The following is an 11,964-nucleotide window of genomic DNA, read 5'->3' as shown; positions in this document are numbered from 1 at the left end:
TGGTTTTAATACTCAAATGTAAGAAATTGTAAGGCAAAAACACGCTCTCATGATTGCAGCTACTTTTATGCCAAAGCACGGTAAATGGATATGGCTACTATTGAGTGTCATGCTTTTTATGACACAGTGTCGTTCGAAGCGTCAAGTGTTGTCGCCCCCGCCGCCTGCTTCTTATTACCGGCAGCTTACGGTCGAGCCGTTGGTTTCTACAGCAAGTGCGCGTCTGGAATTGCCCTTTGCTTCTTTGGCGTCTTTTGTCAATGCGCAAACGCCTGCCTTGCTTTACGAAAATCGTTTTTCGCAAACAGGCGTAGAAACTGTTTATCTGCAAGTATATAAACGTGCCCCCATCTCTTTTTATGGCAAAGGGCAGGAGATTATCACTACAGTGCCCTTGCGTATCCATGCGCAAGTGAGTGCGTGGGCGCTTTCCAAGAGTTTAAGTTTTGCCTTAGACCTTTCTTTTGTTACCCGTCTTTCGTTTACTGCCGGCTGGGCTACCGATGCCCAAACGCGCCCCAATGGCTTTCGTTGGGTAGAAAAACCGGTATTTTCTATTGCTGGCTTGAATTTTTCGCTTGAAGAGCCCATCGGAAAGCTCATTGAAGAGCAGCAAACAGAGTTGAGTCGTTTGTTAGACGAGGAAATAGAAAAAAACATACAACTGAAAGAATACATACAACCCGCCTGGGAGGCTATGAATGGCGTGTTTGAGCTGTCGCCTGAATACAGTGCATGGTTAGTAGTAGAACCCCGTTCGATAGCCATAGCCCCTATTGAAGCGCGTGCCCATGGCTTGAGCAGCAGTTTTAGCCTCCGTTTCGTTTCGCAGACGGTCATAGGCGAGAAACCTAAGGCACCGGCACGCAAGCCACTGCCACCTCTTTTAAATCTCAGTAGTCAAGACAATCGTTTTGAGATATACTTGCCCGTAGGTATTTCCTTAACGAAAGCAACCGAGCTGCTGCGCAGTCGATACGTAGGCGAAACCTTCAGCAGTGGGCGCAGGTCGGTCAAGATGCGCGACATCGCTCTTTATGGTAGCGATGGGGCGCTGATTGTGGTCTTGGACATGGAAGGTAGCTACAACGGGAAAGTATATCTGAGAGGTAAGCCGGCTTATGATGCCACAAGCAAAGAGATTTTTCTGGAAGGGGTTGATTTCGATTTGCAGACCAAAAACTTTTTGGTGAAGTCTGCCGACTGGTTGTTGCACGGCAACTTGCGCAAAAAGATAGAAACTTATTGCCGTTTTTCTTTGGATTCCGAGCTGACCGAAGCCCGCCGGCAGATAAACACTCTGCTGAGCAACTACCGACCACATGAAATGTTGATGGTCAATGGCAAGGTAAACGAATTGCAGCCCTATGAGACAGGCATCACACCCGATAACTTATTGGTAACTTTTCTAGCAAAAGGTGAACTTAATATCCGTTTGAATTTGTAAATTTCAGTACCAATTTACCCTCAAAACCCTACAGCTCCATGAGCAGCAAAAAGCATTTGCTATTGATTATCGATGCACAACAAGACTTTTGTTCACCCGAAGGGACATTGTATGTGCCCGGTGCCGATAAAGACATGAACCGTCTTGCCAATTTCATACTGCATGAAATCGACCATATCGATGGCATCTACATCACGCTGGACACCCACCACGTCAACGACATCGCGCATCCTTCTTTTTGGATAGATGCGCACGGCAACCATCCCAAGCCGTTTACACAAATCACGGCTGCCGAGGTGAAAGCAGGGCAATGGAAAGCCCGTTTTGCACCCGATGAGGCGTTGGCATACCTTGAGCAGCTGGAAGCACAGGGCGAATACCCGCATTTTATTTGGCCCGAGCACTGTCTGTGGGGCACCAAAGGAAATGCATTGTATCCGTCCGTAGCCGAAGCCTGCACCATATGGGCGCGGCACCGCGGCAAGAACTACGAAGTGGTGGTGAAGGGTACGCACCCGCTTACCGAGCACTTTGGGGTATTTCGGGCGCAGGTGCCCCGTGCCGATGCGCCTGAGACCCAACTGAACGAAGCTTTTTTGGACGCCCTCGATGCCTATGACCACTTATGGGTAGCCGGCGAAGCCAAATCGCATTGTGTGGCAACCAGCCTCAAGCAAATCATGCAGTATCGTCCTGCGATGGTCAAAAAACTGCATATCATAGAAGACTGCATGTCCGATGTGGAAGGGCTGGGGCATTTGGCAAAACCTATATACGAAGCGCTGAGGGCACAAGGTGCCCATTTCGTAAAAAGCAGCGAGCTGAGCCTAAAAGCTGTGTAATAGCAGAAAGTCAAGCGGCTTCTATGCTTGGCATAACAAAAGCCCGGCTTAGCATCCGGGCTTTGCGTTTTGACAGCTTGCTTGTCTTGTGTGTCTATTCTTGCGACATCCAAACAAGCTCTGCCAAGTCATATACTTTGATGCTGTCTTCTTTTTCTTTGTTTTTCACGCCGTCGGTGAGCATCACCAAGCAGAAAGGACAGTTGGCAACCACCGCTTCGGGTTGGGTTTCCAAGGCTTCTTCTATACGCTCTATGTTGATATCCTTTTTGCCCTCTTCCGGTTCTTTAAACATCTGGGCTCCACCGGCACCACAACACAGACCGAAACGGCGCGAGCGCTTCATCTCTACAAGGTCGGCATCCAAGCTTTCGATGACTTGACGGGGGGCTTCATACACATCATTGGCACGCCCCAAATAGCACGAGTCATGGTAAGTAAGGCGCTTGCCTTTGAAGGGACCGCCCTCTTTGATGCGCAGTTTGCCGCTGTCAATCAGTTCTTGCAGCAGCTGTGTATGGTGAATTACTTCATAATTACCGCCCAAGTCGGGATATTCATTTTTCAAGGTATTGAAACAGTGGGGGCAAGCGGTTACGATTTTCTTCACCCCGTACATATTGAGCGTTTCTATATTGCTGATGGCTTGCATCTGAAACAAAAATTCATTGCCAGCACGACGGGCAGGGTCGCCGGTGCAGTTCTCTTCTGTGCCCAGTACGGCAAACTTAATGCCCACCTTGTGCAGTATCTTGCAGAGGGTGGCAGTTACTTTTTTGTATCGTTCGTCGAAAGAGCCGGCGCAGCCTACCCAAAAAACGATTTCGGGGCTCTCGCCTTGTGCCTGCAATTCGGCTAAAGTCGGTACTTTTATTGGTTCGCTCATGATTCAAGTCTTTTAAATTCAGTTTGATGAAGTTGAAAATAGGAATGAAGGATTGCAAAACGTCCGCTTTAGTCTTTATTGACCAATTCCACCCAGTTGAAGCGGTCGGTAGGCGGAAACTTCCATGGCGACATACTGGTTTCCAGATTGTTGAACACCACATTCCATTCGTTGGGCGTATCGCCTGCTTCCATAGCCACATAGCGGCGGATATCCAAGATGATAGACAGCGGATTGATGCTCACTGGGCAGGCTTCCACGCAAGCATTGCAAGTGGTGCAAGCCATGATTTCTTCTTTGGTAATATAATCACCATAGAGGCTTTTTTCGCTCTTAATCTCTTCGATTGCTTTGCCCTGCTCCAGTTGACGCACAAACTCTTCGGCACGGTCGCGGGTATCCATCATAATTTTACGAGGCGATAGCTTTTTGCCGGTGATGTTGGCGGGGCAGTTGGCAGTACAACGCCCACACTCGGTACAGCTGAAAGCATTCATCAGCTGAATCCAGTTGAGGTCGGTTACGTCTTTGGCACCAAAGCGCTCAGGGGCTGGGCTGTCGTCGGCTTGAGCTAGTCCCAGGGCTATTTTAACCTCTTTAGTTACCTCATCCATATTCGGTATTTTGCCCTTGGGCTCCAGCGAGGCAAAGTAGGTGTTGGGGAAAGCAAGGGCTATGTGCAGATGCTTGGAGTAGGTAATATAAATGGCAAAGCCCAAAATACCCAAGATGTGGAACCACCATGCAAAACGCTCATAAAAAACCAAGCTTGAAGTCTGCATATTAGCAAACAATGGCTGCAGCCATTGGCTAAACCAGAAGCTACCTACTTGCACATAGTGCTCTACGCCGCGGCTTTGCAGAATAGAATCGGCTGCATTCATACTAAGGAAAAACCACATAAGCGTAATCTCGAAGATGAGAATGAGGTTGGCATCCAAGCGGGGCCACTTTTTCATTTCAGCCGACCAAAAGCGGGGTAGTTTCAATACATTGCGTCGGATAAGGAAGATAACACAAGTAACAATCACCCCTACGGCAAACAACTCAAACAAGTTGATGAGCCAGCTGTAAGCTTCGCCCAAATAGGGGGCAAAGAGGCGGTGTGCGCCAGTGATGCCATCGAGTACAATTTCCAACACCTCGATATTGATGATTAAAAAGCCAGCATAGATAATAAAGTGCATGACGCCCACCAGTGGTTTGTCAAACATTTTTTTCTGCCCAAAAGCCAGCAATAACATATGGCGCAGGCGCTCGCTTTTTCTGTCATTGACCGACTTTTTTTTGCCCAGCAGGATGGCTTTTCGGATAAAGTTTACCCTTTTGTAGATAAAGAAGCCGGCTATGCTCAAACATAGCACAAAAAGAATTTGGGGTAAATAACTCATAGCCAACGTTTTTTAGTTTTGTGTTAATTTTTTTGCATAGAATTGTTTGTAAATATAGAATGTTTGCTCTAAATTTGCATGGCAAATCGAACAAAAAAGGGAGCGGTAGCTCAGGTGGTAGAGCAAAGGACTGAAAATCCTTGTGTCGGCGGTTCGAGTCCGCCCCGTTCCACTGCAAAGAGGGCACTTTAAAATGGAGTGTCCTCTTTTTATTTTTCTTCCTTTTAGCGAATAGATTTCAGCCAGCTGTGGCGATGCACTGCCAAGGCAGGGTAGAGATATTGCAGGCTGCTCTCTGACAATTGCCGCAGGTAGTCGAATGCCTCACGCACGATTTGCCCATGGTCGAAAGCCATAGCAGGCAAGGCATGCAAGGACCACCAGCGTAAAGCGGCGGCATCATCGGCGGCAACGGTTGGGTGTTGCTCTATGAGACAACCACCTATGAACACTACCGACACGACACGCCCACGCGGGTCGCGCCCGGGAGTGCTGTAGGTGCGCCACTGATACAACGGCACGCCTTCTAAACCCGTTTCTTCTTTCAGTTCCCGCATCGCAGTAGTTTCTATAGGCTCTTGTTCGTCCATGAAACCGCCGGGCAGTGCCCAACAGCCAGCAAAAGGGGGGTGTTTCCGTTCGATGAGCAGCAAGTGGGCTGTTTGGTCTTGGGCGATACCCAGCAACAGAATGTCAGCAGTGAGGGCGGGGCGTGGATAGTCGTAGGTATAAGGCATCGAATCGGTGGTTTTTATGGTTGGGCAGTACCTAGTAAAAGGTCGGTGGGGGCTTCGCCAAAATGCTTTATGAGCAGTTGACGATAACGCGCGCTGCGCACAAAAGCCTCGAGAAACTCATCCCAGACCGACTTCCAGTCGCTGTTGAGGGGCATGATGAAGCCAAAATCTTCATAAGAGCTGCCCACAGGATGTGCTTTCACGGGCAGGTTTTTTTGTATGGCTTCCACATAATAAGGAAAATCTATCTTACCGAAAGACTTGGGTGTTTCGGCTATTTTATACGCCAAACTACCCGCTGAGCTCACATACTCTATGTTCATGTCGGGGAAATATTTTTGCTTCAACTCTAGCAGGTCTTGTTCAAAAGTGGAATTGCGTACGGTAAAGGCAGTGCAGCCGGCAAATACTTTGGGCATGTCGTCCAAGTTATAGAGTGTAGGTAGGTCTTTATGAGAGGCAAGCATTGCCCGGTTTTTGATATAAGGGCGCGTGAACTTCATCACTTTCTTGCGGGCATCGGTGATGGTGATGTTGGCTAAGCCAAACACGCCACCTTCGGCATTGATGACATTGCTGAGAAATATGTTGAAATCGTCGTTGGGTTTGTAGATAGAAAGCACCACGCGCACTCCTTTTTCTTTCTCCAAAAACAGAAGGAACTCTTTGAGTATATCGACACACACGCCACTGAGCTTGCCTGCTTCGTTGGTGTAAATGAACAAAGGGGTTTCTATATAAGTGATGGTGATACGCCCCACGCCGCGTTTTTCGGTAAGCTCCCAGCTGTCGCCGCTCAGGCGTATGGTTTGCGTTTGAGCGGTACTCGCAAACAAAAGAGTGCAGGCGCACATCATAATCAATCGAGGTACCCAGTGCATAGTTACGGTTTTGATTTTGAGGATGGAACCCTTATCAAAGTTAGAAAAAAAACTGTATAGGTAACCAGACTTCTATAAAGAACAAAGCTTTCTTTGGTTTTTATGGCTGTGTATATATACAAACCTAAGCCCTGTGCTCGTTGTTATCTTGCAACTAAGTGCGACATTTTTTAATTTCGCGAAAAAGTGAAGCATTCTGCTCATTCGCTCATGAAAGCCTTTTTGTCCATATGTTTTGCCGTGATGACGCTGCTCAGCCAGATAGGTTTGAGTGTGGCGCGTCATTATTGCGGCACTCGGCTGGTAAATGAGCAAGTGGGCATCGTCGTGCACCCTAAGGGGTGCGGCATGGAACAAAGCCAAGTAAAGGCGGCAGCAGACTGTTCGGGCGAAGCTCTTACCAAAACCCACTGCTGCAGCAATGAGCTGATGGTCTTTCAATTGAAGGAAGACTACACACCTGCATTGGCAGGGTTGCCCCTCAGTGCGCCGGTGTGGGTCTTGCTGTTGCTTGTTTTCTTCCCTTCCTTTCTTGTCTTCCCTCTTTCGCGAGTACTGCCGCCTGCTGTCGTTTCTGCCAATTTGCGGCGAAAGGGTAGGCGTTGGTTGTCTCATATCTGCTGCTGGAGAATATAAGCTGGCATACGTCTGACTAAGCTGGCGGGTACTTGCTACCTGCGGGCTATGCTTTTGTTTTTGTGGTTTCAACTAAACAGACAGACGTATGCTAAGCGCCATGATTCGCTTTTTTATTGAGAATAAACTATTTACTGTCCTTCTTTTACTGCTATTGACGGGGTGGGGGATGCTCACTGCTCCCTTCGACTGGGATTTTATGCGTGCTTTGCCGCGCGACCCGGTGCCCATAGACGCTATCCCCGACATAGGCGAGAACCAGCAAATTGTATTTACGGAGTGGGAAGGACGCTCCCCACAAGACGTGGAAGACCAAATCACCTATCCCTTGACGACCTATCTGTTGGGGGTACCCGGCGTAAAGACCATTCGCAGCACCTCTATGTTTGGCTTTTCGAGTATTTACATCCTCTTCGAAGAGGAGGTGGACTTTTATTGGTCGCGGGCACGCATCTTGGAAAAACTGAGTGCCCTGCCCGCAGGTTTGTTGCCGCCGGGTGTGCAACCTGCCTTGGGACCCGATGCCACGGCTTTGGGGCAGGTTTTTTGGTACACCCTCGAAGGGCGCGACGAGCAGGGGCGCCCTACAGGAGGTTGGGACTTGCACGAGCTGCGTAGTGTTCAAGATTACTACGTGCGCTATGCCTTGAATTCGGTAGAGGGCGTATCGGAGGTAGCTTCTGTTGGTGGTTTTGTGAAAGAGTATCAAATAGAAGTGAATCCTGCGGCGCTGAAACTTTATGGCATCGCTTTGGAAGAAGTGGTGGAAGCGGTGCGACGCTCGAACCGTGACGGTGGCGCTCGAACCATCGAGGTGAACCGCGTAGAGTATTTGGTGCGGGGTTTGGGGTATGTCAAAAGTGTGAAGGATTTAGAAGAAGCTGTGGTAACGGTTCGACAAGGGGCACCCATCCGTCTCAAAGAACTGGCTTGGGTGAGCGTTGGTCCAGCACCTCGCCGTGGTCTGCTTGACAAAGAGGGTGCCGAAGTGGTGGGGGGCGTGGTAGTAGCCCGCTATGGCGCCAATCCGCTGGAAGTGATTCAAAAAGTAAAAGAAAAGATACGAGAGATAGCCCCCGGCTTGCCTAAAAAAGAGTTGTCAGATGGGCGTGTGAGTCGGCTCACCATCGTGCCTTTTTATGACCGCTCGAAGCTTATTTACGAAACCCTTGGCACTTTGGAAGAAGCGCTGACGCTCGAAATCCTTATTACTATACTGGTGGTAGTGGTAATGGTGTTGAATCTGCGGGCGTCGATGCTGATTGCATCTTTACTGCCCATAGCCGTGCTGATGTGCTTTATTGCTATGCGCTCTTTTGGCATCGATGCCAACATTGTGGCGCTGTCGGGCATTGCCATTGCTATTGGTACCATGGTCGATTTGGGTATCGTGCTTTCTGAGAGCATCATTCAGCAGATGGAGCAGGCACCGCCGGGGCAAAGCATGCGCGAAACAGTGTACAAAGGGGTTATCGAAGTCTCGGGCGCTATAGTAACTGCCGTCGCCACTACGGTGGTGAGTTTTTTGCCGGTATTTGCTTTGCAAGCGGCTGAAGGCAAGCTATTTACCCCTTTGGCATATACCAAGACGTTTGCGCTGCTGGCTTCCCTCTTGGTGGCTTTGCTTATACTGCCTGCCTTTGCTCATTGGTTCTTTGGTGTACGTTTCGATAAAAGAAAATTGCGCTGGGGGCGCTTGCTGCTGCTTCCCGTAGCTTTGCTTGCTTGGTGGGGGGCAAGTGTTTGGGCTGCCGTTGTGCTGTCTTTGTTTGCTTTTCGCACTCTTTTGGAACTGCCCTTCTTACAAAAGTATCTTCCCTCGGCGGTGAGCGCCTTCAACCGCCAATATGCTGCCCTCTTGATTGTCGTCTTTGCGGTGCTGTGGTTGTTAACAGACTATTGGATGCCTTTGGGGGCTGCGCGCCCCTTCTGGCAAAATATGTTGATGGTGGCTTTGATGGCAGGCAGTGTGTTGTTGTTGTTTGTGCTGCTGGAGCGCTATTATCGTCCCATGCTTGCGTGGTGCATAGAACACAAAAATATTTATCTGGCAGTTCCTTCAATTTTGTTGCTTTGGGGCTTGCTGGTGTGGCTGGGCTTTGAAAGTTTGTTTGGGTGGGTGGCTCGTGGTTTCGATGCTGTGGGGTGGAACATACGCACCACTACCCTGTGGAGCACCATGTGGCATGCCTTTCCCGGTATAGGCAAAGAGTTTATGCCTTCGTTGGATGAAGGTAGCTTCTTGCTGATGCCTGCCAACATGCCGCACGCCGGTGTGGAACACAACCGAGAGGTACTCGCGCAGGTCGATAGGTTGGTAGCCAGCATTCCGGAAGTGGAGTCGGTAGTGGGCAAAGCCGGGCGGGTAGAGTCTGCCTTAGACCCCGCCCCCTTGTCGATGTTTGAAAACATCATCAACTATAAGCCGGAATATGTAACCGACGAAAGAGGGCATCGCCTGCGTTTCAAGGTAGATGAAGCGGGGCGTTTCATCACCCGCTCGGGCAAAAGATACACCCATGAAGAAGCCTTGCAGGCGGGGGTGTCGCCACAGGAGCTCATTCGTGATGATGAAGGCTTGTATTTTCGCAACTGGCGTGCCCATATTCAATCGCCCGATGACATTTGGCAAGAGATAGTGGCACGCACGCAAATACCGGGGCTCACTGCCGCTCCCAAATTGCAGCCCATAGAAACACGCTTGATAATGCTTCAGACAGGCATGCGTGCGCTCATGGGCATCAAAGTGTATGGTCCAGACCTGCCGACAATCGAACAATTTGGCTTCGAGCTGGAAAAAATACTTAAGCAAGTACCATTGGTGAAACCAGAGACCGTATTTGCCGACCGTGTGATTGGCAAGCCTTATTTGCAACTGCGCATCAAGCGCGAAGAAGCCGCTCGCTTCGGTTTGAAGGTAGAAGACATCTTGCAGTATATAGAAGTGGCTATTGGAGGCATGCCCCTGACCACCACAGTTGAAGGACGCGAGCGCTACGCGGTGCGGGTGCGTTACCCGCGGGAGTTGCGCGATACGCCCGAATCCATCGCCAAGATGTTGATTGCTGCCCCCACAGGCGCACAAATACCTCTGGAGCAGGTCGTAGAGATAGCATACACCCAAGGACCGCAAGAAATCAAGAGTGAAGATGGCTTCTTGGTGAGCTACGTGTTGTTTGATAAAAAAGAAGGATTCTCTGAGGTAGAAGTGGTAGAAGCTGCCCGCCGGGCTATTGAGCAACGCATGGCGGCAGGAGAGTTAAAAGTGCCTGCTGGCGTGAGTTTTAAATTTTCGGGGAGCTACGAAAACCAAGTACGTGCCGAAAAGCGCCTTACTGTCATTGTGCCGCTGGTTTTGCTGCTTATTTTCCTGATTCTCTATTGGCAGCTGCGCGAGGTGTCCATGACCCTGATGGTCTTTACCGGCGTGGCAATAGCTTTCAGCGGTGGTTTTGTGCTCATTTGGCTTTGGGGACAGCCTTGGTTTGCCGATTTTAGTTTGTTCGGGCAGAATCTTCGCCAGCTGTTTAGCATGCATCCCATCAACCTGAGTGTAGCCATATGGGTGGGCTTCATTGCCCTGTTTGGCATAGCCACCGACGACGGCGTATTGATGAGCACCTACTTGCAGCAGTCTTTGAAAAAGAACCGTCCTGTCAGCATGGAAGCCCTCAAAAAGGCAGTCATAGAAGGGGGGGCTCGCCGCATCCGGGCATGTGCTATGACTACTGCCACCACCGTGATTGCTCTTCTGCCTGTGCTTACTTCTACTGGGCGCGGTGCCGACATCATGATTCCCATGGCTATCCCTACTATAGGGGGTATGCTTATCGACATCAGCTCTTACTTTCTGGTGCCTGTTTTGGTGTATTGGCACGAATCATTGAAACTGAAAAAAGATGAAAAACGAAATCAAACATAGATTGCATCTGCTGTTGCTTGCCCTCTTGTTGTTTGGCAATGTTTGGGCTCAAATACCACTACACTATCGCCAGCAGTTGACCGAACACAGCCCTGTACTGCAAGCCCAACGCAAGAGCGTGGAAGCCTACTATCAACGCAGTCTGAAAAGCGGCTATTTGCCGGAGCCCACTTTGAGTGCCGGTTGGTTTTTGCTGCCGGTCGAAACACGCTTGGGCGCGCAGCGTCTGCGCCTTTCAGTGAATCAAACGCTGCCGTGGGCAGGCAGCTTAAAAGCTGAACGCCGCCTTGCCGACGCCGCCTATCATAGCCAAGAGATGCGCCTGCAAGCAGCAACAGCACGCGAATGGGCAACCTTCAGCAAAACTTATTGGAGTTGGTTCGAGTGGCAGGCATGGTACAGCATCGAAGAGCAGAACCTGCAGTGGTTAGAACAGTTCGAGCCCATACTGCGCAGCCGTCTGGCAGCTGGCGCGGCTTCTATGGCAGATTACTTGCGTTTGGATGTGCGTCTACAAGAGGTACGCCTTGCTTTGGAAGCACTCAAGCAGAAAGTCTATCCGTGGCAGGTGAAGTTGAACCGTATGCTCGACCGTCCAGACAGCACTTCCATCGTGCCGCCCGATACCTTATTCCCTCTTGATAGCCTTTGGTTAGCGGTCGATAGCCAGATGATGAACGACCATCCGCAAGTGCAGGCAATACAACATCAATGGACAGCGGCAGAAGAACAGCGAACTTTGGCTAAGCTGCTGCGCAAACCACGCTTGGGAGTAGGCTTGGACTATGTGGTGGTAAGTAAACTATCGGACATGAATCCGCCTCAAAACGGGCGCGACATACTCATGCCTATGGTGTCGGTGTCGCTGCCTCTGTGGGGGAAACGCTACCAAGCAGCCGAAGCGGAAAGTATTGCTTGGCAGCAACGTCTGGAGTACGAGCTGACGGCAACGGTCAATGAATTGCAAAGCAATTGGGCAGAGGTTCGCTTTGAATTATGGGAAAGCTATCGCTGGTACTACCTCTATGCCAGTAGCATCGAGAAGCTCAATACCACCTTGCAGCTCTTGATAAGCAGCTATGCTCAAAGCGGTCAGGATTTCGAGGAGGTGCTTCGTCTGCAGCAGCAGCTGTTTGAATACAAGAAAAAACAAATATCGGCTTATGTGCGCTTTCAACAAGCCAAAGCCGAATGGGAGTATCTGAACACACAAACCTACTAA

Annotated in this window: 9 protein-coding genes and 1 tRNA gene; 6 read left to right on the top strand and 4 right to left on the bottom strand. The window is 49.9% G+C overall.

The features are described 5' to 3' along the window. Positions 1-49: 49 nt before the first annotated feature. Positions 50-1,447: a DUF4403 family protein gene (locus FHS56_RS06465; protein WP_166919083.1), complete on the top strand. Its 1,398-nt coding sequence runs from the start codon at positions 50-52 to the stop codon at positions 1,445-1,447. A gap of 38 nt (positions 1,448-1,485) precedes the next feature. Further along, on the top strand, positions 1,486-2,289 hold the full coding sequence (locus tag FHS56_RS06460; RefSeq protein WP_166919082.1) for a cysteine hydrolase family protein: 804 nt from the start codon (positions 1,486-1,488) through the stop codon (positions 2,287-2,289). A gap of 94 nt (positions 2,290-2,383) precedes the next feature. Here FHS56_RS06460 and FHS56_RS06455 read toward each other — a convergent pair whose 3' ends face one another. Continuing rightward, positions 2,384-3,175, bottom strand: a complete 792-nt coding sequence (locus FHS56_RS06455) for a (Fe-S)-binding protein (RefSeq protein WP_166919081.1) — start codon at positions 3,173-3,175, stop codon at positions 2,384-2,386. Positions 3,176-3,243: 68 nt separating this feature from the next. Continuing rightward, positions 3,244-4,566 (bottom strand): (Fe-S)-binding protein, encoded by a 1,323-nt coding sequence (locus FHS56_RS06450; protein WP_166919080.1) that lies wholly within the window; start codon positions 4,564-4,566, stop codon positions 3,244-3,246. A 99-nt stretch (positions 4,567-4,665) separates the two neighbouring features. Between FHS56_RS06450 and FHS56_RS06445 the strand changes: the two genes are divergently transcribed. Then, positions 4,666-4,738: transfer RNA gene (locus FHS56_RS06445), tRNA-Phe, on the top strand. A 52-nt stretch (positions 4,739-4,790) separates the two neighbouring features. On the opposite strand, the gene FHS56_RS06440 is transcribed toward FHS56_RS06445, so the two are convergent. After that, a complete protein-coding gene (locus tag FHS56_RS06440; RefSeq protein WP_166919079.1) occupies positions 4,791-5,303 on the bottom strand; it encodes an NUDIX domain-containing protein in 513 nt (170 codons plus the stop codon). 14 nt (positions 5,304-5,317) lie between these two features. Beyond that, entirely contained in the window at positions 5,318-6,184 is an 867-nt protein-coding gene (locus tag FHS56_RS06435; RefSeq protein WP_166919078.1) for a substrate-binding periplasmic protein, read from the bottom strand. Between the two features lie 186 nt (positions 6,185-6,370). Between FHS56_RS06435 and FHS56_RS06430 the strand changes: the two genes are divergently transcribed. From FHS56_RS06430 to FHS56_RS06420, 3 genes are all read left to right on the top strand, one after another. Then, on the top strand, positions 6,371-6,820 hold the full coding sequence (locus FHS56_RS06430; RefSeq protein WP_166919077.1) for an HYC_CC_PP family protein: 450 nt from the start codon (positions 6,371-6,373) through the stop codon (positions 6,818-6,820). An 88-nt stretch (positions 6,821-6,908) separates the two neighbouring features. Further along, the gene (locus FHS56_RS06425; protein WP_166919076.1) at positions 6,909-10,742 is read left to right on the top strand and encodes an efflux RND transporter permease subunit; all 3,834 of its coding nucleotides are present in this window, start codon (positions 6,909-6,911) and stop codon (positions 10,740-10,742) included. Then, positions 10,720-11,964 (top strand): TolC family protein, encoded by a 1,245-nt coding sequence (locus tag FHS56_RS06420; protein WP_166919075.1) that lies wholly within the window; start codon positions 10,720-10,722, stop codon positions 11,962-11,964. Before FHS56_RS06425 ends, FHS56_RS06420 begins: the two co-directional genes overlap by 23 nt.

This window comes from Thermonema lapsum (genome assembly GCF_011761635.1).
Taxonomy (GTDB): Bacteria; Bacteroidota; Bacteroidia; order Cytophagales; family Thermonemataceae; genus Thermonema; species Thermonema lapsum.
This window is presented reverse-complemented; position numbering and strand designations above follow the sequence as displayed.